Annotated in this window: 19 protein-coding genes and 1 other RNA gene; 8 read left to right on the top strand and 12 right to left on the bottom strand. The window is 65.9% G+C overall.

Annotated features, from left to right (window positions below):
- Window positions 1-43: 43 nt before the first annotated feature.
- Window positions 44-979, bottom strand: coding sequence for a cutinase family protein (locus tag BST42_RS00100; protein WP_083116568.1), 936 nt, complete (start codon window positions 977-979; stop codon window positions 44-46).
- Window positions 980-1100: 121 nt separating this feature from the next.
- Window positions 1101-1712, bottom strand: coding sequence for a TetR/AcrR family transcriptional regulator (locus BST42_RS00095; RefSeq protein WP_165760752.1), 612 nt, complete (start codon window positions 1710-1712; stop codon window positions 1101-1103).
- An 80-nt stretch (window positions 1713-1792) separates the two neighbouring features.
- Between BST42_RS00095 and BST42_RS00090 the strand changes: the two genes are divergently transcribed.
- Window positions 1793-2485 carry a hypothetical protein gene (locus BST42_RS00090; RefSeq protein ID WP_083116566.1) on the top strand — a complete coding sequence of 231 codons (693 nt, stop codon included), beginning with the start codon at window positions 1793-1795 and terminating at the stop codon, window positions 2483-2485.
- A gap of 3 nt (window positions 2486-2488) precedes the next feature.
- The gene (locus BST42_RS00085) at window positions 2489-4435 is read left to right on the top strand and encodes a YhgE/Pip domain-containing protein (RefSeq protein ID WP_083116565.1); all 1947 of its coding nucleotides are present in this window, start codon (window positions 2489-2491) and stop codon (window positions 4433-4435) included.
- A 74-nt stretch (window positions 4436-4509) separates the two neighbouring features.
- On the opposite strand, the gene BST42_RS00080 is transcribed toward BST42_RS00085, so the two are convergent.
- Both BST42_RS00080 and ssrA read right to left on the bottom strand, forming a co-directional pair.
- A complete protein-coding gene (locus BST42_RS00080; RefSeq protein WP_133057396.1) occupies window positions 4510-5196 on the bottom strand; it encodes a hypothetical protein in 687 nt (228 codons plus the stop codon).
- Window positions 5197-6313: 1117 nt separating this feature from the next.
- Window positions 6314-6681, bottom strand: a transfer-messenger RNA (tmRNA) gene (gene ssrA / locus BST42_RS00075).
- Window positions 6682-6885: 204 nt separating this feature from the next.
- Between ssrA and BST42_RS00070 the strand changes: the two genes are divergently transcribed.
- Genes BST42_RS00070 through BST42_RS00060 form a run of 3 tightly spaced genes read left to right on the top strand, consistent with a single transcriptional unit; the run spans window position 6886 to window position 9744 of the window.
- Entirely contained in the window at window positions 6886-7476 is a 591-nt protein-coding gene (locus BST42_RS00070) for a TetR family transcriptional regulator (RefSeq protein WP_083116563.1), read from the top strand.
- A 7-nt stretch (window positions 7477-7483) separates the two neighbouring features.
- Entirely contained in the window at window positions 7484-8566 is a 1083-nt protein-coding gene (locus tag BST42_RS00065; protein WP_083116562.1) for a DUF1214 domain-containing protein, read from the top strand.
- A complete protein-coding gene (locus BST42_RS00060; RefSeq protein ID WP_083116561.1) occupies window positions 8563-9744 on the top strand; it encodes a sulfotransferase family protein in 1182 nt (393 codons plus the stop codon). Before BST42_RS00065 ends, BST42_RS00060 begins: the two co-directional genes overlap by 4 nt.
- On the opposite strand, the gene BST42_RS00055 is transcribed toward BST42_RS00060, so the two are convergent.
- From BST42_RS00055 to prfB, 7 genes are read right to left on the bottom strand one after another with little or no spacing between them, the layout of a single operon-like run.
- Window positions 9741-10586, bottom strand: coding sequence for an EamA family transporter (locus BST42_RS00055; RefSeq protein WP_083116560.1), 846 nt, complete (start codon window positions 10584-10586; stop codon window positions 9741-9743). The genes BST42_RS00060 and BST42_RS00055 overlap by 4 nt on opposite strands.
- The gene (gene smpB / locus BST42_RS00050; RefSeq protein ID WP_083116559.1) at window positions 10583-11071 is read right to left on the bottom strand and encodes an SsrA-binding protein SmpB; all 489 of its coding nucleotides are present in this window, start codon (window positions 11069-11071) and stop codon (window positions 10583-10585) included. The genes BST42_RS00055 and smpB overlap by 4 nt, the downstream gene beginning before the upstream one ends.
- Before the next feature lie 2 nt (window positions 11072-11073).
- Window positions 11074-11967 (bottom strand): permease-like cell division protein FtsX, encoded by an 894-nt coding sequence (gene ftsX, locus BST42_RS00045; RefSeq protein ID WP_036339812.1) that lies wholly within the window; start codon window positions 11965-11967, stop codon window positions 11074-11076.
- Window positions 11968-12657 carry a cell division ATP-binding protein FtsE gene (ftsE, locus tag BST42_RS00040; protein WP_036339815.1) on the bottom strand — a complete coding sequence of 230 codons (690 nt, stop codon included), beginning with the start codon at window positions 12655-12657 and terminating at the stop codon, window positions 11968-11970.
- A gap of 40 nt (window positions 12658-12697) precedes the next feature.
- Window positions 12698-13123 carry an Rv3103c family proline-rich protein gene (locus BST42_RS29975; RefSeq protein ID WP_110918442.1) on the bottom strand — a complete coding sequence of 142 codons (426 nt, stop codon included), beginning with the start codon at window positions 13121-13123 and terminating at the stop codon, window positions 12698-12700.
- A gap of 50 nt (window positions 13124-13173) precedes the next feature.
- Window positions 13174-14142: a mechanosensitive ion channel family protein gene (locus BST42_RS00030; protein WP_083116557.1), complete on the bottom strand. Its 969-nt coding sequence runs from the start codon at window positions 14140-14142 to the stop codon at window positions 13174-13176.
- A complete protein-coding gene (prfB, locus tag BST42_RS00025; protein WP_083116556.1) occupies window positions 14129-15238 on the bottom strand; it encodes a peptide chain release factor 2 in 1110 nt (369 codons plus the stop codon). Before prfB ends, BST42_RS00030 begins: the two co-directional genes overlap by 14 nt.
- 197 nt (window positions 15239-15435) lie before the next feature.
- Between prfB and BST42_RS00020 the strand changes: the two genes are divergently transcribed.
- Complete coding sequence (locus BST42_RS00020) at window positions 15436-16809, top strand: FAD-dependent oxidoreductase (RefSeq protein WP_083116555.1); 1374 nt, start codon at window positions 15436-15438, stop codon at window positions 16807-16809.
- Here the strand turns inward: BST42_RS00020 and BST42_RS00015 are convergent.
- Window positions 16806-17996, bottom strand: a complete 1191-nt coding sequence (locus tag BST42_RS00015; protein ID WP_083116554.1) for an MFS transporter — start codon at window positions 17994-17996, stop codon at window positions 16806-16808. The genes BST42_RS00020 and BST42_RS00015 overlap by 4 nt on opposite strands.
- A 92-nt stretch (window positions 17997-18088) precedes the next feature.
- Between BST42_RS00015 and BST42_RS00010 the strand changes: the two genes are divergently transcribed.
- Window positions 18089-18637 (top strand): TetR/AcrR family transcriptional regulator, encoded by a 549-nt coding sequence (locus tag BST42_RS00010; protein ID WP_083116553.1) that lies wholly within the window; start codon window positions 18089-18091, stop codon window positions 18635-18637.
- Between the two features lie 40 nt (window positions 18638-18677).
- Entirely contained in the window at window positions 18678-19916 is a 1239-nt protein-coding gene (locus BST42_RS00005) for an MFS transporter (protein WP_083116552.1), read from the top strand.
- Window positions 19917-19994 lie beyond the last annotated feature (78 nt).

The raw sequence follows: 19994 nt of genomic DNA, 5'->3' as shown, positions 1-19994 counted from the left end.
TGGAAGAGTACGGCGCTATTCGCGCACGTCGTGAATCGAGGAGTTACACGAATCCCGTGCCGGACGACGGAGCGCTGGGCACGACCGTCGGCGGGCTGGTCGTGGGTGACTGCGACGGGTAGCTCGGCACCTCCGCGGGATAGCTGGGCTGCGGCCCGGGCAGGGAGGTGACGGGCCCGTACCCGGGCAGCGGCGCGTACATCGAGTCCGGGCCGTAGGGCGTCGTCGGGCCGTATCCGGGCGCGCTGCCGTAGCCCGGCATGTGCTGACTGATCCCGGCGAGCAGCTTGGCCGCGACGAACGTCGCCGCCTGGTTGGTGTAGCCGGGCACGTAGCCCTCGGTGTGGCCGCTCCACTCGTTACCCAGGCCCGCGTGGCAGATCGGGTCAGCCGGATTGCACAGGTCGATGGCTTTGGCGCCGAGCAGAGCGCTCGTGGTGGGCAGCGCTTGGTTGGTGCGGGTAGCCACATTGCCGAAGGTCGCGACGGCGACGACGTTCTTGACGTATTCCGGTGGCAGCGAACTCCCCCAGGGAATGCCGCCCACCGGAACGCCGGCGACGATGTCGATCACGCTGGCGCCTTGGGAGTATCCGCCGAGGACGATCTTGGTATCCGGGCAGGACGACACCGTCGATTTGATGTGCGAGATCACGTCGTTGGCGCCGTCGCCGCCGTGTAGCTGCAGCTTGGTGGCCTTGTAGTTGACCGCGTAGGTGTCGATGTTCAGGCTGGGCGCTTGCTTGCGCAGGGCGTCGACGAGGGCGTCACCGACCCGGCCCATCCCGGCGGGCTCGTCGGTACCGCGGGCGAAGACGACCTCGGCGTCAGGACAGTGGGCACCCGACGCCAGCGGTGGCGCGACAGGACCGACGAGCAGTGCGCTCGTGACGAACAATGGCGAAGCAACCAGCCCGACCCAGCGACCGGTTGACCGGTCGCTCCCCACCGGGTGCCCACGCGTGCAGCGAATAGGCATGCTTCAATCTAACCCCTCTTCCAGCCGGATGAGCTGCGAGGGTGTGGCCGTCTTGCTCCGATCAGCTATTGACAGCAAAGAAAATATTGCGGGATTCGCGGCCTGACCTGCATGGGGGGCGTCAGACGGAGAGCCCTTCCACCACGGCCAGCGCGGTCAGGTAGCGGACTTCCTCGGTGGCGGCACGATCGCTGAGGAACTGGCCGGAGGCGCCGGCCTGGGCGGCCATCAGCGCGCGGGTGAACGCCTCCGGAGTGACGGTCATCGTCCGCCCGGTCTTGGCGATCAGCGCGACGAAGATCCCTTGCAGACCTTCCCGAAAGCGCTCGACCTGTGCGTCCAGCGCGTGGGCGATCTCGGGCTGATGGGCCGCGCGAGCCACCAGCGCGGCATGCAGGGCGATCCGCGGTTGATCGGCCACACCCGCCTTCAGCAATTGGCGCACCACGCGGTCGGTTTCGAGAACCCCCTTGGATCGCAGCAAGGGCTCGGCCGTACTCCGCAACCGCTCCACGAGGGCGTCGTTCTGGTGCTCGTAGACCTCGAAGAGAAGAGCTTCCATGTCGTCATAGCTGGAGTAGAAGGCCCCACGGGTGTAGCCAGCGGCCCGGCAGACCTCCTCGACCGTGAACCAGGTCCGGCCACTGTCCCGGATGAGCTCGTCGGTGGCCTCGATCAGACGCGCCCGGGTGTTCGTGCGCCGCCGGGTTGTCCGCGCCTCTGTGACCTTCACCGCAAATCGCCCTTCAGACTCGATACATTCCGTATTGGATGCATATCGTATTGAATCATGCAGATATCCAGGAGGCAACCATGAGTCGACCCACTGCGGTCCCTCCTCAGCTGGTTCTTCCCGAGAGCGAGGCGATCATCGTGTCGCGCGGATTGACCGTCGACGGTGAACACGCCCCGCTGTTCAGCGAGGTCGACATGGACCTCGGGCCCGGCCTGCACGCGGTGCACATGCCCGGCGGCCACAGCCAGAAGGCACTGCTGCTCACTCTGGCCGGCCGGCTCAAGCCGAGCGCAGGCACCGTGGCCGTGTTCGGCGAGACCGCGCCGCGGGCGATCCGCACGCACTGCGCGATCGCGGCCTTCGGCGACATCGACGATCTCGACGAGGCGGTCACCGTGGGAACGGTGGTCACCGAGCAGCGCCGCTGGCTCGCTCCCCTGTTCCGACGGTCGAGTGCCGATGTCGACCGAGACGTACTGGCTTTGGCGTTCGGGGACATCGAACGCCCGAAGCCGACCGACTACATCGGGGACCTGGGCGATTTGGAGACGTTCCTGCTGCAGATCGCCTTGGCGCTGTGCTCGGACCGACCGGTGCTGGTGGTCGGTGATCTCGAACAGGTCCGTGACAACGCACGACGGGCGCAGGCGGTGCAACGCCTCGGCGCCATCGCCGCCGACCGTCTGGTCGTTGTGGGCGTGACCAATTCGCTCGGTGATCAAGCACCCGAGCATGAAGTACACATCCCGAACATCGCGGGAAAGGACTAGGAGATGGTGGGCGGACTTGCCCTGGGGTCGGAGATCAAACGCTTCGCCCGCAATCGGATGACCCGGATCGCCGTCGTCGTCCTGATGCTGATGCCGCTGACTTACGGCGCTCTCTATTTGTGGGCGTACTCCGACCCGTTCGGTCATGTGAACAAAATGCCTGTGGCACTGGTCAATTCGGACCGGGGAACCACGGTGTCGGGTGAGTCGCTGAACGTCGGTTCCCAGATCGCCGACAGCCTCACCGATGACGCCAGCCTGGACTGGCACCTGGTCGACGACGCCGAGGCGCGCGACGGGGTCGCGCACGGCAAGTATTACTTCATGCTGGAATTGCCGCCGGACTTCAGCGAGGCCATCGCCTCGCCCACCAGCGGCAATCCCCGCAAGGCACAACTGATCGCCGAATACAACGACGCCAACAACTACATCTCGTCGAGCATCGGCCGCACGGCTTTGGAGCAGGTGCTCAATGCCGTGTCGACCCGGATCTCCGGACAGGCGGTCAACCAGGTGCTGTCGGTGATCACCACCTCGGGGGCCGGGATCAAGCAGGCGGCCGACGGAGCGCGTCAGCTCTCTGATGGGGCGGCCCAACTCGACAGTGGCGCAGGCCAATTGGCGAGTGGCCTCGATACCGCCCGCAGCGGATCTGCAGAGCTGTCCGCCGGCTCCCGCAAGCTGTCCGACGGCATCAACACCGCCACCGATCCCCTGCTGAAGATCACCAACCTGCTGGCACAAATCGGCACGCAGAGCGATCAGGTCAACGGTCAGGTGCAGGACAGCTCGTCCGCGCTCACGGATGCGTCCAACGAACTCGACACCATTGCCGGGGCGCAAGACACTGCGGCTCAGTCGTTGACGTCGATCATCGACAGCCTCTCGGTCAACCAGGATCCGGTGTCGGTGATCGCCACCGGGAAGCTGCGGGAGACCCGCGACCAACTGCTGGCCCACCAGCGGACCGCAGACATCCAGGCGAAGCTCGACAAGGCACGTGCGGCCGCCAACGGGGGCGGTCCCGTCGGTTCCGCGCTCACCGATATCTCGGCCAAGGGCAAGGAACTCACCGACAAGCTCAACCAATTGCGCGACGGCGCCCAGCAGGTGGCGTCGGGCAACGCACAGCTCAACGCCGGCATCGTCAAACTCGACGACGGCGCCCGGCAGCTGAAATCCGGTACCGTGCAGTTGAGTTCCGGGGCGAATGAGCTCGCGACCAAGCTCTCCGAGGGCGCGCAGAAGGTTCCCGACTGGAGTCCGCAGCAGAAGGACGCCATCGCCGACACGATCGGCGGTCCGGTTCAGCTGACGAGTTCACACGAGAATTCAGCGCCGAACTTCGCCGCCGGCATGGCGCCGTTCTTCCTCACGCTCGCACTGTTCTTCGGCGCAATGCTGTTGTGGATGGCGTTCCGCCCGTTGCAGAATCGTGCGATCGCCGCGGAGATCAGTCCGCTGCGCGTGACGCTGGCCAGCTACCTGCCCGCCGTCTTGATCGGGATTCCCCAGGCGGTGATCCTGTACTGCGTCGTGCATTTCGCTCTGCACGTGCACGCCGAGCATCCGGTGGCAATGTTGGGCTTCATGATGCTGGCGTCATGCGCCTTCATCGCGGTGGCACAGGCGATCAGCGCCCTGTTGGGCCCGGTGTTGGGCAAGGTGCTGTTGATGACGCTGCTGATGCTGCAACTCGTCAGCGCCGGCGGACTCTATCCCGTCGAGACCACCACCAAGCCGTTCCAGGCTTTCCACCGGCTCGACCCGATGACCTACGGCGTCAATGGACTACGCCAGTTGATCCTCGGTGGTATCGACGGCCGACTGTGGCAGGCACTGATCTTCATGGTCGGCCTGTGGTTGGGATCGATATTGCTGACCTCACTGGCGGCCCGGCGCAATCAATTGTGGAACCTCACCCGGCTGGTGCCGAGCTTCAAGATGTAGCGACGAAGGCAGGCCACCCCTGTTGCTCATGGTCAAGGCGGTTGGCCTCGTAAACCTGTAGCTGGTCGACGATCTCAATGTTTCGGGACGCGCGCTGTCGCCGTATTGCTGCGGCGTGAGTGGGCGGCCGGGGCGAAATCGCTAGCCTGCGCGGCGGGATTGACGGCGGTGGCCCCACCCACGACCAAGTGGTTGATGTTGAAGCCGGGGCCGACCTTGGAGAGGGTCGCATGGGCTTGGTTGATCGAACCCGCCAACGCGAGTGGACCGCCGCCGGCGTCGACATTGGTCGACGTGCCATTTATGGCGAAGGCGGTGTTGAAGACGCCATCGTGTGACTCGACGACGTTGTTTGTCCCGCTGATATTCACGGCGCCGCTCAAGACACCGAATGCGTTCACCCGATGGCTGATGATCGACGTCCCGTAACCGTACAGGTTTACAGCGACGTCGCCAAAGCCCTCGGCAAGGACCGACTGGTAGTGGGCGGGCCCGTTACCGGGGGTGATGTCGATTGCAAGATTGAACAGTCCCCCCGTCTGAGAGTCGCCCGACCCGACTTGGGCAGCCACCTCGAATGCGCCTGCGTCATTGGCTAGCGCATTCGTTCCGAAGGCGCCACCGATATCGAATAGGCCGACTCCGGACCGTGCTTTGTTGCCGACCGCCAAGGCGACGCTGAAGTAGTCGGCCGATGCCGTCGCACCCGGACCTATGGCGATGGCGAGGCCGAACAGGGTGCTCGAACAACCGGTGCCCACTTTGATGGTGGAGAACGAGGCACACGTGGCGCTGGCAGTCGGTGCCGATCCCAGTCCCGCGGTCGCGAACGCCCCCGCAGCGAGTGCATTCAGAAGAACGATGCCGGTGAATTTGGTGGAGTTGATGACGTGTTTGCCCACGGGTCGGCCCTCCAGACGGATGTGACCCATCCATCTAACGCCTGCGTCAACGCTGTATGCCGACTTCGCCGAAAACGGGCTCTCCAAGTTCGCAGTCCCTCAAGGCCTTCACGGTCGCAAGCACGCTCCGGTGCTGCGATGTCAACGACCGCTGTGCGCCCGACCTGAGTGTTGTTGCGGCGAGGCTGTAGCCGCCCTTCTTATCAAGCCGACCCCGTGACGCGGCTTTGACGCACCAGGGTGGGCGGTGCTCGCGGGGCCGGCAGCGGTCTTAGGGCGGACGGCAGGGAGTCCCTTCGCTGCTGCGGTAGGCGGGAAGAAGAACTTTTCGAGTTGAACGGCAAGGCCAGACAAATTCGGCGGCGGTCCCCCTAAGCACGGCGAACCGCAGGTGAAACGGCATGACGCCACTGTGCACACGAAGCCCTGGATTATGCCGAGCACGATGATCGGCGCCGTCACTGGGGACGTGACGATGAATATTCCCAGCCGTATGGTCCGGTCGATCTTGTCGCGCAGGGCGTCGAGATCACCAGCGATCGAGCTTGCCGTTGACGTCAGTACCACGGCATGGATCTCCACCTTAGGAGTCGGAGCGCGTGGTCCAGTGACCAGTGCCAACGCAATCATCACTGCGACCATGGTCGCCGTCATCCGCCGTGCAATATCCATCGAAACCCCCGGCCCGTGGTTGCGGACAATGTACCGCCGACAGAGCCGGTTTTATTTCCGCTTGCACATGTTTTCTCCGGTTGCGCCGCGGCGTCTTCCCGCGTGCTTTCACGGATGCAGGGTCGGGGCCATTCCCAAAAGTTTTTGTCCCCACGGCTTCAGTTCACCTGTTCGCACCCGCTGGGCGGTCTTCTAGTGGGCCGGAGTGGATTCGCCGACCGTCAGTGCTGCTGGACCCTCGTCGGTACCGCAGAGTGTGGACATGGAAAGAGCCCCGGATTCGGGGCTCAGACCAGCTATTCATTTGTGGAGCTGCCGGGAATTGAACCCGGGTCCTACGGCATTCCCTCAAGGCTTCTCCGTGCGCAGTCCGCTATGCCTCTACTTGGATCTCCTGATCTCGCGAACAAGTCAGGATGACGATCCCAGTCGCTGTTTGATGTCCCCACAGGTCCCGCGACCGAACCCGTGGGTGGGTCCCTCTAGATGACGCCAGGGTCCGGGTCGAGGGCAGTCCCGGTCTGACGGATTAGCTTCGCTTAGGCAGCGAGAGCGTAATCGCGCTGATTGGAATCGGCGCTTAATTGGTTGCAACGACGCTTACGGTGGTCTCTTGCCTGCACCGGCACGCTTCCCTTGATTCGATGCGCGAAGTCGAAACCGATCAGCCCCTCGCACCCCAGCCGAGGTACGGCCGGATTTCCAATGGTACGCGAGGTATAACCCCGAACTGAAGTGCATTAATCCCGGCGTTGCCTCGCGCCGAGTGTCACTCCAGAGTCGCGCTGGGCGTCGAACGTGACTCTGGCGTGACGCTCGCGGCAAAAACTGCGCAGTTTCGCCTGCAAAAAATGAGACTTTGTCTACAGTGAGACGATGTCTGAAAGTCTGCGGGTCCGCAAACGGCAGCGCACCCGCGAGCGCATCGCCACCGCGGCCGCCCAGCTGGTCATGCAGAACGGGCTGAGCGCGACGACCGTCGAGCAGATCGCCGAAGCCGCCGACGTGGCCAGGGCGACGTTCTTCCGGTACTTCGAGTCCAAGGAATACGCCGTCGCCGAGGGCTTCACTTCGACCTGGATCGCCGCGATCACCGACGCCTTGCGTCGCCAACCCGCCGGCCTGTCCGTCAACGAAGCACTGAGCGCCGCGTTCGCCGAGCTCACCCCCGGCTTCAGCGTCGTCGAGAGCAGCATCGCCGAGATCGAACGGCAGACCCGCGACTCCCTGACCCTGCGGGCCTGGACGCTGCTGTGCTACCTCAACTTCGAAACAGCCATCGCCGAAGCGATCGCGCCGCGGCTGCCCGACCTGACCGTCGACGACCCGCGCCCGCGCCTCATCGGCGCCCTGGCGATGGCGTCGGTCCGGATCTCGATCGACGACTGGCTCCGCGACGGCGGATCGCTATCAGACCGAATCTCCCGCGCGGTCAACTCCATGACCCCGTGCCCGATCACGAATTGAGGACCGAATGAGTGGCGAAAAGTCGCTAGAGGCATGGGGATTCGTCCGTAAGGTGCTCGACGATCTGACCGGACAGATCACCGAGGACGCCCGCGACGAGCGCGAGCTGCTCGAGGGCCTGCGTGTACTCAACCGGGTGACCGCGCTGTGCACCGAGCTCTCGGTAGACATCGACCCGGACCACCCGCACTTCGTCGACATGTGCACACCCTCGCGCTTCGTCGGCGGGCCCAACCCGCACGGCGCCTACCCGCTGGCGATGATCAGCGGCGACCGCGCGTACCGCGTCACCGGCACCAGGGGCACGTCGACCTACCTGGGCATCCAGGTCTTGGCTGGCACCGGGATGAATCCGCGTCGGATGAGCAACTACCTCTCCGACCGCGATCTGGTCCTCGACGCCCACGGCCGGTTCAACATCGTCTTCGCCGCGACCCGCCCCGCTGACGGCGACCTCGCCGGCGCGCAGTGGATCGAGATACCCGATGACGCGACGTCGATCGTGGTACGCGACTACATTGCCGACCCGGACGCTGAAATCCCTGCGCAGCTTCACATCTCATTGCTCGGCGAGGTACCGCCTCCGGCGCCGCTGTCGGACGAGACGCTGGCCGCGCAGCTCACGGCGATGGGCTGGACGATCGTCAAGCTGACCACCCTGCACCGTACGGTGCGGCCCGACCTCCTGGATACCCCGAACATCCTGATCACCTCCGGCGCGGAGAACCTGGGCGGCGAGAACACCACACCGGACAATCTCTACATGCTCGGCATGTTCGAGCTGGAGCCGCATCAGAACCTGCAACTGACCTTCCTTCCACCCGAAACCCGTTACTGGTCAGTGACTTTGGAAAGTATTTGGCATGAATGCCTGGAGCCGCTGCTACGCTCCAGCTCGGTGACCAACAAGGGCGTCTCCCCCGACCCCGACGGCTACGTCCGGCTCACGATCGGGGCGCAGGACTCCGGCGAAGGTCATTGGCTGGACACCGGTGGACGTCGCCGCGGTTTCATCGTCGTTCGCTGGCTGGACAACCCCAACGCCCCGGATGTGACAGTTCGTCTGCTGGACAAGGAGGTTCAGAAATGACCAGTGCTGTGCAAGCCCGCCTCGATCCCGACAAGCTGATCGAGCAGGCTTGCGAACTGGCCGGCAGCGACAACTTCGGCGCCGACGACGGGTGGCGGGAGAACCTGTCGCGGATGGTCGCCGACCTGGTGAGCGAAGCGGACCTCTCGCCGCTCGGCGTGGAGATCGCGGCCGCCGACGTGATTGTGCCGCTGCGTAACCGCCTGCAGATCACCGCGTGGCGCAACGAGCATCCGGAGGTCGCCCGGGAACGGATCACCCAGCCGATCTTCATCCTCGGGCAGCCCCGCACCGGCACGACAATCCTCTACGATCTGCTCAGCCAGGACCCCGACCTGCGGGCACCGCTCACGTGGGAGGTCGATCACCCCTTCCCGGTCCCCCAGCCGGAGACCTACCTGACCGATCCGCGCATCGACGAGACCCAAGCCCAACTGGAAATGACCGAGCAGCTGATGCCCGGCTTCATGAAGTTCCATCCGATGAGCGCCCGCGGCGGCCAGGAATGCGTCCGCATCACCGCAGGCACGTTCTGCAGCATGATCTTCCCCACCCAATACCGACTGCCGAACTACCAGCACTGGCTGATGTACGAGGCCGATCACGCGGCCGCCTACCGCTACCACCGCCAGTATCTGCAGCACCTGCAGTCCGGCGTGCCGGGCCAGTGGCTGCTGAAAAGCCCCGCCCACCTGTGGACCCTGGACACACTGCTGGCCGAGTATCCCGACGCGATCCTGGTCCAGACCCACCGCGACCCGCTGGTGGTGATCTCCTCGATCAGCGCGTTGATCGCCCACCTGCAAAAACTGGCCAGCGACAACGCGACCGTCCAGCGCGCGGCCGGCCAGTGCGCGGCGGAGAACATCCTGGGACTCGACCGCTTGATGAAGTGGGTGGACGACGGCGAGATCAGCCAGGATCGCGTCGTCAATGTGCGGTTCGCCGATTTCATGCAGGACCCGTTCGCCACCATCGGCGCGGTCTACGAACGCCTGGGCCGCGAGCTGACCCCGCTTGCCGAACAGTGTATGCGCGAGCATCTTTCGGCCAACCCCGGCGACGGCGGCGGAAACCGCTACACCTGGGCCGATACCGGACTCGATGCGGCCGAATTGCGGGAACGGGTCCGGCCCTACCAGGAGCGCTACGACGTTCCCAGCGAGACGCTGCGTTAGCGGACCGAGATCATCCCGACGGCGACCAACGCCATCACCATGCCCAGCACCTGCCAGCGGGTGACCCGCTCACGCAAGACGACGATCGCCAGCAGCACGGTGGCCGCCGGATAGAGCGCCATCAGCACGCTGGCCACTGACAACATCGTGGCCTGCAGGGCCAGCAGCGTCGCGACGTTGGAGACGGTGTCCAGCAGCGCGGCGATCACCGCCATCTTCAGGGGAAACCCCTGTGGCGCACGAAAATTGCCGGTGAATGCGGCCACCAGTAAGACGATCGCGGTCGCCGACACCCGGGCGAAGAACAACGGCCACAAGTGAGCATCGGCCGGAGCCTGGTGCAGCAGAACGAAGTTCAGGCCGAATGCCAGACCTGAGCCGACCGTCAACCACGCCACCGCCGCGGTGAACTTGTGCGGACGAACGTCCTCGTCGGTGGCCTCCCGGCTGACCAGTGCCACAGCGATCAGCGCCAGCACGGTGCCCACCCCGGCGATCACGCCGGGCTGCTCCCCCATCGCGAGTCCCACACTGACCGGCACCGCAGCCACCAGAACAGCCGTCAAAGGCGAGACCACCGAGATCGGTCCCGAGCCCAGTGCGGCGTAGAACCACCAGACACCGAACGCCTGACTCACGCCGCACAGCAGACCCCAGACCACCGCCGGAGTCGACACCGTGCCGCCGAAAACCACGGCCAGGATCCCGAGCAACACCATCGCCACCGGGTAGGACACCAACACCACCCGCAGCGCGGCCACCCGTCGCGCCGCGATGCCGCCGACGAAATCGCTGACGCCGTAACCGATTGCCGATGCCAGCGCGAGCAGGATCCCGATCAGAGCTTGCCCTTGGCCCGGCGGCCCAGCTCCCGGATCACCTCTCGCTCCGCGTCACGCTTGGCCAGATCTTGGCGCTTGTCGTGCGCCTGCTTACCGCGGGCCAGCGCCAATTCGACCTTGACCTTGCCGTCGGAGAAGTACAACGACAGCGGCACCAGGGTGAGGTTGCCGTCGCGGATCTTGCCGACCAGGTTGTCGATCTGGCTGCGGTGCAGCAGCAGCTTGCGGTTGCGCCGCGGCGCGTGGTTGGTCCAGGTGCCGTGGTGATACTCCGGGATGTGCAGGTTGCGCAACCAGATCTCGCCGTCGTCGACGGTGGCGAACGCGTCGGCCAGCGATGCGTGACCCTCACGCAAGCTCTTGACCTCGGTGCCCTGCAGGACGACGCCGGCCTCGTAGGTGTCGAGGATCGAATAGTTGTGACGCGCCTTGCGATTGGTGGCGACGACCTTGTGGTCGGGCTTCTTGTCCGGATTCTTGGCCACCGCTACCGCCGGACGTACAGGCGCAGCGTGACGTAGCCGGTGAGACCGGCCATCAACACGCCGACGCCGAACATGATCGGCGATATGTAGAGGATGTCGGCGTAGTCGATGCGGGCGATCAGATTGGCTTGGTAGAACTGGTTGAGCGCGTTCTCCAGGAACGCCGCCCGCACCACGATCAGCCCGACGATCGCGATCACCACGCCGATCGTCGCCGCAAGCACCGCCTCCAGCAGGAACGGCAGCTGGGTGTACCACCGCGTGGCGCCCACCATCCGCATGATGCCGATCTCCGTGCGTCTGGTGTACGCGGCGACTTGAACCATATTGGCGATCAACAGGATCGCACCGATCGCCTGCACCATCGCGATGGCGAACGCCGCAGCGGACAGCCCGTCGAGTACCGCGAAGAGCCGGTCGATCAGCTCCTTCTGGTTCAGCACGTTGAGCACACCGGGCTGACCCGTCATGGCCGCGTCGAAGTCCTTGTGCTGCTCGGGGTTGTCCAGCTTGACGACGAACGACGCCGGGAACGAATCCTTGCTCGCGACATCCTTGTACTGCGGGAACTTGCGGATCGCGTCGTTGTAGGCGTCGTTGCGGTTCAGAAACCGGACCGATCGGACATCGTCGCGGGCTTCGATCTTGGCGCGCAACGCCTTACACGGGTCGGCGTCACAGGTCGGGTCGTTGGCCGAGACGTCGTTGGTCAAGAACACCTGGGTCTCGACGCGGTCGAGGTAGATGTTGCGCGAGTGGTCCGCCAACCGGACCACCAGCAGGCCGCCACCGAACAAACCGATCGAGATGGCGGTGGTCAAGATCATGGCCACCGTCATGGTGACGTTGCGGCGAAGTCCGGTGAAGACCTCGTTGATGAGAAAGCCGAAGCGCACTTAACGATCCATTCCGTAGACACCACGCTGCTCATCGCGAACGAGCCTGCCCAGGGACAGCTCCACCACACGCTGGCGCATGGAGTCGACGATGTGGTGGTCGTGGGTGGCCATCAACACGGTGGTTCCCGTGCGGTTGATCCGCTCGAGCAGATCCATGATGTCCTTACTGGTCTCAGGGTCCAGGTTGCCGGTGGGCTCGTCGGCCAGCAGCACCAGCGGCCGGTTGACGAACGCGCGCGCGATCGCCACGCGCTGCTGCTCGCCGCCGGACAGCTCGGCAGGTAGCCGGTTGGCCTTGCCGGACAGTCCCACCATCTCCAGGACCTCGGGCACCACGCGATTGATGGTGTCGGGCTTCTTGCCAATCACCTCCAACGCGAAGGCGACGTTCTCGAACACCGTCTTCTGCTGCAGCAGCCGGAAGTCCTGGAACACGCAGCCGATCACCTGGCGCAGCTTGGGGACCTGACGGCCCGACAGCTTGTTGACGTGGAACTTCGACACCTGCAGATCGCCGGACGTGGGGGTGTCCTCGGCCAGCAGCAGCCGCATGAACGTGGACTTGCCGGAGCCGGACGGGCCGATGAGGAAGACGAACTCACCCTTGTCGATCTTGACGCTGACATTGTCGAGGGCTGGCCGTGCCGACGACTTGTACTGCTTACTGACATGGTCGAGGGTGATCATCACGGCACGCCAGTGTAGCCGTCCGGCGGGCGGGACCCGGTTACTGCGTCGGAGCCGCGGGCGTGACCATTGGGCCCTGACCCGGTGCCGGGGTGGGAACCGGCGCCGGTGACGGGGTCGGGGTGGGCAGCCCGGGGATCTGGAACGGCAGCGGGCCAGGCGTCGGCGTTGACGTCGTCGGGCTCGTCGGGCTCGTCTCCGTCGGCGTCGTCGTCTCCGTCGGCGTGGTGGTGGTCGTGGTGGTGGTCGTCGTGGTGGTGGTGGTCGGGGCTGTCGTCGTGGTGCGCCGCACGTCGGTACGCGGCACCCAGGTGTACGACGGGTCGGGCACGAAGCCCGGGGGCACTACTTGGTTCGCGGGCGCCGGCTGCGGGGACGGCGGCTCGTAGTTCTGGTACACCCAGAACAGGGCGACGAATGCCACCAGCAGACCTGCAGTCGAGGTACGAATGCGACCACCCGGCAGATACGTCGGCCAGCCGCGATCATCGCGCTTCGACTTGCTCGATTGATTCGTCACTGCGCTTTGTCCTGACTGCGGGCGACATCGTCGCTCGTTCCCGACGGAGTCATCGCGCCCAGCGTGGGGGTCTTCTCCGCCGGCGTGGTGATACCCGCCTGCGCCAGGGCGGCGATCACCATCACCCGCAGCCGGCGGCCGACGTCGAATTGTTTACCGGGCAGCGTGCGGGCCACCATTCGCAGATTGACCGAGTCCACTTCGAGACTCTCCACGCCCATCAGTGCCGGCTTGTCCAGAAGTAGCTTTCGCAGATCCTCGTCGAGCATGGCGTCGTTGCATACGGTGTGCAGTACGTCGTTGACGCGGTTGAGGTCGGCAGAGGTGGGCACCGGGACATCGACGACCGCTCGTGCCCAGTCCTTCGACAGGTTCAGCGATCGGACGATGTTCCCGTTGGGCACCGTGTACATCTCGCCTTCGGGCGTGCGGAGCTTGGTCACGCGCAGCGTGACCTCTTCGACGGTGCCGAGCGAGTCTTTCGGGGCGCCGACCATACTCAGCTGAACCAGGTCGCCGAAGCCGTACTGCCGCTCGGTGATGATGAAGAAACCGGCCAGCATGTCCTTGACCAGGTTCTGCGCACCGAAGCCCAGGGCCGCGCCCAGCACCGCCGCCGGAGCGGCGAGCGAACTGACCGGTATCGACAGGACGTCACCGATCTCGACGACGACCATCACGAACAGCAGGGCGATCGACACCCAGGACACCACTGAGGCCACGGCCTGCTGATGCTTGGCGCTCTCGGTACGGACGATCTGGTCGGTCTGCTGGTACTGGGCGTCGATGCGCCGGGTAATCCTGCGCGCGAGCCAGTTGATGAACCGCGCGCCCAGCAGCCCGCCGATCAGCAACAGGGCGATGCGGACGCCTCTGGTCACGATCCACACGCCGTACTGGCCGTGCCAGAAGTCGCTCCACTGCCCGGCCAGGCCCAATGCCACGTAGGTGCTAGTCGTCGTCATCTCGCCGGTTGCGCCACCGGATCCCCGCTTCCAGGAACCCGTCGATGTCCCCATCCAGTACCGCCGCAGGATTGCCGACCTCGTACTCGGTGCGCAGATCCTTGACCATTTGGTAGGGGTGCAGAACGTACGAGCGCATCTGGTTGCCCCAGGAACTTCCGCCGTCACCCTTGAGGGCGTCCATCTCGGCGCGCTCTTCCTGACGCTTGCGCTCCATGAGCTTGGCCTGCAGCACTCGCATCGCGGAGACCTTGTTCTGCAGCTGCGACTTCTCGTTCTGGCAGGTGACGACGATGCCGGTCGGGATGTGCGTCAGCCGGACCGCCGAGTCGGTGGTGTTGACCGATTGCCCGCCGGGCCCGCTGGAGCGGTAGACGTCGACCCGGACGTCCTGCTCGGGAATGTCGATGTGGTCGGTGGTCTCCACGACGGGCAGCACCTCGACGTCGGCGAACGACGTCTGGCGCCGGTTCTGGTTGTCGAACGGGCTGATCCGGACCAGCCGGTGGGTGCCCTGCTCGACCGAGAGCGTGCCGTAGGCGTACGGGGCGTGCACGGCGAACGTCGCGCTCTTGATGCCGGCCTCTTCGGCATAGGAGGTGTCGAACACCTCGACGCCGTAGTCGTGCTGTTCGGCCCAGCGGATGTACATCCGCATCAGCATCTCGGCCCAGTCGGCGGCGTCCACGCCACCGGCGCCGGACCGGATGGTCACCAGCGCTTCGCGCTCGTCGTATTCGCCGGACAGTAGCGTGCGGACCTCGAGCTGCTCGACCTCGGCCTGCAGCGACCTCAGTTCGGCATCGGCTTCAGCCAACTCGTCCTCGCCGCCCTCTTCTGCGGCCAGCTCGTAGAGCACCGGCAGGTCGTCGAGACGGCTGCGCAGGCCTTCGACGCGGCGCAACTCGCCCTGGGCGTGGGAGAGCTCGCTGGTGACGCGCTGAGCGTGGCTCTGGTCATTCCACAGATTCGGGTCGGCCGCTTCGTGCTCGAGCTTCTCGATCTTGGCGCGCAGACCGTCGACGTCGAGCACTCGCTCCACCGTGGTGAGGGTGGTGTCGAGTGCGGCGATATCTGACTGACGATCGAGGTCCACGGGTCCTCAGGGTACCGGCGTCGCGACACGTTGTGATCCACGGCGACTCCTGGGACTTCTGGGGCTGCCCCGACGGTTGCGCGTCTAACATCACTTTCGTAACCAGGATGTGGCGTCGCACAGCCCATAGCGACGCTGCTCGACTGCGACGTGACAGCCCCCTTGCGCGCAGCCGGGTCCGGACAGAAAGCGCGAGGATGCGTCCTTACTATGTCGCGATCGTTGGTGCAGGCCCCTCCGGATACTTCGCGGCGGCGTCGCTGCTGAAGTTCGGCGACAGTTCCGTCGCCGCCGGCGGTCCGGATGTCCGCGTCGACATGCTCGAAATGTTGCCCACCCCCTGGGGTTTGGTGCGCTCCGGGGTGGCACCCGACCATCCGAAGATCAAAACCATCAGCGCCCAGTTCGAGAAGACCTCGCTCGACGAGCGATTCCGCTTCTTCGGCAACATCCGCGTCGGTGAGCACGTACAGGCCGAGGAGCTGGCGCAGCGCTACGACGCCGTCGTCTACGCCACCGGCGCGCAGTCGGACCGTCCACTCGGAATCCCCGGCGAGGAACTCGAGGGCAGCGTCGCCGCCGTCGACTTCGTCGGTTGGTACAACGCGCACCCCCATTTCGGGGAGATGACGCCGGACCTTTCGACCGGGCGCGCCATCGTTGTCGGCAACGGCAACGTGGCGCTCGACGTCGCGCGGATCCTCGTCAGCGATCCCGGCGAGCTCGCCAAGTCCGACATCGCCGACCATGCGCTCGAACTGCTGCACGCGCAGGGTGTCGAGGAGGTCGTCGTCATCGGCCGCCGCGGCCCGCTGCAGGCAACCTTCACCACGATGGAGCTGCGCGAGCTGGGCGACCTGGAGGCCATGGCCGACGTCGACGTCATCGTCGACCCGGCGGACTTCGACTCCATCACCGACGAACAGCTCGAGGCGGCCGGAAAGACCGCGAAGCTGAACATCAAGGTGCTGCGCGGCTACGCGCAGACCGAACCGCGAGGAGCCAAGCGCCGCATCGTGTTCCGGTTCCGCACCTCGCCGATCGAGATCAAGGGTGACGGCCGTGTCGAAGCGGTGGTGCTGGGCCGCAACGAGCTCGTCGACGAGGGCGGTCGCATCGTCGCCAAGGACACCGGCGTGCGCGAGGAGCTGCCCGCCCAGCTGGTGGTCCGCGCGGTCGGTTATCGCGGCATCGCGACGCCGGGCCTGCCGTTCGACGAGCGGTCAGGCACCATCCCGCACACCGACGGCCGCGTCGAAGGCAGCACCAACGAATACGTCGTCGGCTGGATCAAGCGTGGCCCGTCGGGCGTCATCGGGAGCAACAAGAAGGACTCTGCGGACACGGTTGCGACGTTGGTGGCCGACCTCGACGGCCGCGAGCTCGGCGCGTTCGCCGACGACCACGACGAGACCCTCGTCGAGTGGCTGCTGTCGCGTCAACCGATTTTGGTCACCGACGACCACTGGAAGCTGATCGACGCGCACGAGCGCGGTGCGGGCGAACCGCACGGCAGGCCGCGGGTGAAGCTCACCAGCGTCGCCGAGCTACTGCGCATCGGGCACGGCTAGAGCTCGCAGGTCTCCCGCTCACGCTCGCGGGACAACCCGCCCACCGGACCCGCGGTCCGCGCGATCAGCGGTGTGCAGGCCGCGGCCATCGCCAGTGCGGCCGACACCATGATCACCGCGAACGGGCTGTAGCCGTCCACCACGACGCCGCCGATCGCTGTGCCGATGGCCCCGCCGACGAGGGCGCCGCTGTTGAGCCATCCGAACGCTTCCGCGGTGGAATGCGCGGCGATCTGGTTCGAGACCATGACGTACAGCGCAGCAAGAGCGGGCGCGAAGCCGAGCCCGGACGCGAACAGCGCGGCGAGCTGCAAGGCGTAGCCGTCGGCCAGCCCGAACAGCACGGTGCCGGCGGCCACGGTCGCCATCGACAGGGACAAACCGCGGACACCGAGGTGCCGGTGGCCGAACAGCACGCCGCCGAGAAGCGATCCGACCCCGGTTGCCGCGAGCGCGATACCCGCATCGAGGTTGTGGTTGCCGTACAGGGCGAGAACGCCCACCTCCAGCGCCGTGAACGACGCGACCAGCGCCAGGCTGGCCACCATGGCCAGGATGACCGCAGGGTTGGCCAGCACCTTGCCGAACGCGACCGTGCTGCTGACGATCGTCGGCCGGAACTGGCGGGCACTGAGCAGGAACCACACCGTCCCGACCAGCGTCACACCGGCGGAGAACAACAGCGGAATGGCCGTCGAGATCGCCGACGCCAGGAACGTCGCGGCGACCGGACCGATCACCCAGATGAGCTCCTGGGCGGTGGTGTCGAGCGCGAACAGCGCCCGCAGCCCTTGGCCGGGGACCATCTGCGGGTACAGCGCACGCACCGCGGGCAGCAGCGGCGGGACCGAGGCACCGATGAGGAACCCCAACACCATCAGGAATGTCGCGGGGACACCGATGAAGGCCAGCGCCAACATGCTGACGCCGTTGATCAGCGCAGCCGAGACCAGCGTCGGCATCATCCCGATCCGGCCGAGGAGCCGCGCCGTCATGGGCATGGCCACCGCTTCACCGATGCTCGTGCACGCCACGACGGCACCCGCCACCGCGTAGGACCCGGTACGGGCCTGCACGTGCAGCAGGATCGCCAGCGACAGCATTCCCAGCGGCAGCCGCGCGAAAAGCTGTGAGGCGGTCACATTGACCACGCCTGGAACTCGAATGAGCTCTACGTAGGCGCGCACGGTTATCTCTCCATCGAATGAGGTCTAGTACTCCAAAGCCCCTCAACTGTACCGTCCGGACGGTACAGTCCGAAAGTCGATAAACTCGGCCGATGACGACCTCGCGCGAGCGCATCCTCGATGCCTACGCCGACGCGCTGGCCGTCGACGGTGAGCGTCTCGCCACGCTCGACGCGGTGGCCGCCAGAGCCGGGGTGTCCAAGGGCGGCCTGCTCTACCACTTCCCGTCCAAGGACCAACTCGCCGAAGCTCTGTGTGAGCGACTGATCGCGCTGGCCGCTGACGACGTCGACAAGATGCGCAACGCCGCGGACGGCCCGGCGCGGCACTACATCCGCACCTCGCATTACGCCAACACCCCGCTGGACCGCACCCTGGTCGCGGTGGCGCGACTCCAGCAGGCCGGCGACCCGCGTGCGCGAGCAGCCATCGAGATGATCTCCGATCAGTGGCTGAGCGTGCTGACCGAGGCGCTCGGCGACCGTGACGTCGCCCGCACCGTCAAGCTCATCGGCGACGGCCTCTACCACCACGCGTTGTTCAGCGTGCTCGGCGGACCACCGCGCACGGAACTCGACGAAGGGTTGCTGGCGGTCATCGATCGGCTGATCAGCCAGAGTTCGGACGCGCCGCGCGCCTGAGCGCCTGGACCCACAGGCATGGTCGGCACAATGTGACGCAATGGCGCGCAACGATCGGCACCCGTCGACCCGATCGCTGCGCGCGCTCGATGGGCTGAACTTCTTCCTCGCCGATGTGCGCGACGGCCTCGGCCCATATCTGGCCATCTACCTGCTCGCCACGCGTGGTCCCACACACGGTTGGGACGAGGCGACGGTCGGCAGCGTGATCACCATCGCCGGTCTGGTCGGCCTCGTCGCCCAGACGCCCGCAGGGGCGCTGATCGACCGAATCCCGCACCGCCGAATGGTTCTCATCGTCGCGGCCGTCGTCGTGACGGCGAGTTGCCTGTGCCTGCCCGCGGTGCACGGCTACGTTGCCGTGACCGCGACCCAATCGGCCGCGGCCGCCGCCGCGACCCTCTTCGGGCCCGGCATTGCCGCGATCAGCCTCGGGCTCGTCGGCGGCCGCCTGCTGACCCGGAGGATCGCACGCAACGAGGCGTTCAATCATGCGGGCAATGCCGCATCCGCGGGCATTGCGGCCCTGCTGGCCATCAAGTTCGGTCCGGTCGTGGTGTTCTGGCTGATGGCAGTCCTCGCTCTGCTCAGCGTCGCCTCAGCCGCACGCATCAAGGACGCCGAAATCGACGAGAGCCTCGCCCGAGGCCTGCCCGCCGACCACACGGTCGACAGCCACGCCGGCAGCTGGTCGGTGTTGTTCAAGAGCCGGACCCTGCTTGCCTTCGCCGCCGTGGTGTTCGTGTTCCATCTGTCGAACGCGGCGATGCTGACCTCGGTCAGCCAGCTCTTGGTTCGGGTTGCGGGCAAGGACAGCGCGACGTCGTTGACAGCGCTGTGCGTACTCGCCGCGCAGCTCGTCATGGTTCCGGTCGCGCTCGTCGTCGGCCGCACCGCCGACACGTGGGGTCGGAAGCCGATCTTCGTGGCCGGCTTCGCCGTCCTGGCCGTACGCGGTGTGCTCTACACCGTCTCGGACAACCCGGCGTGGCTGGTCGCGGTGCAGACACTGGACGGCGTGGGCGCAGGCATTTTCGGGGCCCTGTTCCCGGTCGTGATCGCCGATCTGACCGCGGGGACGGGCCACTTCAACGTGACCCAGGGCGCGCTCGCCACCGTTCAGGGCGCCGGGGCCGCGATCAGCGCCGGATTGGCCGGTGCGTTGATCGTCGCGGCCGGCTACCACACGACGTTCATCACGCTGTCCGCCATCGCGGTCGCCGGCCTTGTTCTCTACCTTGCCGCCGTCCCGGAGACGAGGGCGCCGGCGCAGAGCTAGTTGTACTGACCACGGACGTTAAGTACGGCGTGGCGTAGTGACATGACGAAGACCTCCGAGTGAAGTGCGAGCTGCTTA

It is taken from the genome of Mycolicibacterium rhodesiae, assembly GCF_002086695.1.
In the GTDB taxonomy this organism is placed as follows: Bacteria; Actinomycetota; Actinomycetes; order Mycobacteriales; family Mycobacteriaceae; genus Mycobacterium; species Mycobacterium rhodesiae.
This window is presented reverse-complemented; position numbering and strand designations above follow the sequence as displayed.

Bases quoted from the DNA above. Each gene is read 5' to 3' on its own strand.
- BST42_RS00005 (WP_083116552.1), top strand. From the start codon at position 18,678: ATGGCGCGCAACGATCGGCACCCGTCGACCCGATCGCTGCGCGCGCTC.
- BST42_RS00030 (WP_083116557.1), bottom strand. From the start codon at position 14,142: ATGACGACGACTAGCACCTACGTGGCATTGGGCCTGGCCGGGCAGTGG.
- BST42_RS00085 (WP_083116565.1), top strand. From the start codon at position 2,489: ATGGTGGGCGGACTTGCCCTGGGGTCGGAGATCAAACGCTTCGCCCGC.
- BST42_RS00010 (WP_083116553.1), top strand. From the start codon at position 18,089: ATGACGACCTCGCGCGAGCGCATCCTCGATGCCTACGCCGACGCGCTG.
- BST42_RS00070 (WP_083116563.1), top strand. From the start codon at position 6,886: ATGTCTGAAAGTCTGCGGGTCCGCAAACGGCAGCGCACCCGCGAGCGC.
- ftsE (WP_036339815.1), bottom strand. From the start codon at position 12,657: ATGATCACCCTCGACCATGTCAGTAAGCAGTACAAGTCGTCGGCACGG.
- BST42_RS00090 (WP_083116566.1), top strand. From the start codon at position 1,793: ATGAGTCGACCCACTGCGGTCCCTCCTCAGCTGGTTCTTCCCGAGAGC.
- BST42_RS00065 (WP_083116562.1), top strand. From the start codon at position 7,484: ATGAGTGGCGAAAAGTCGCTAGAGGCATGGGGATTCGTCCGTAAGGTG.
- BST42_RS00020 (WP_083116555.1), top strand. From the start codon at position 15,436: ATGCGTCCTTACTATGTCGCGATCGTTGGTGCAGGCCCCTCCGGATAC.
- BST42_RS00100 (WP_083116568.1), bottom strand. From the start codon at position 979: ATGCCTATTCGCTGCACGCGTGGGCACCCGGTGGGGAGCGACCGGTCA.
- BST42_RS00060 (WP_083116561.1), top strand. From the start codon at position 8,563: ATGACCAGTGCTGTGCAAGCCCGCCTCGATCCCGACAAGCTGATCGAG.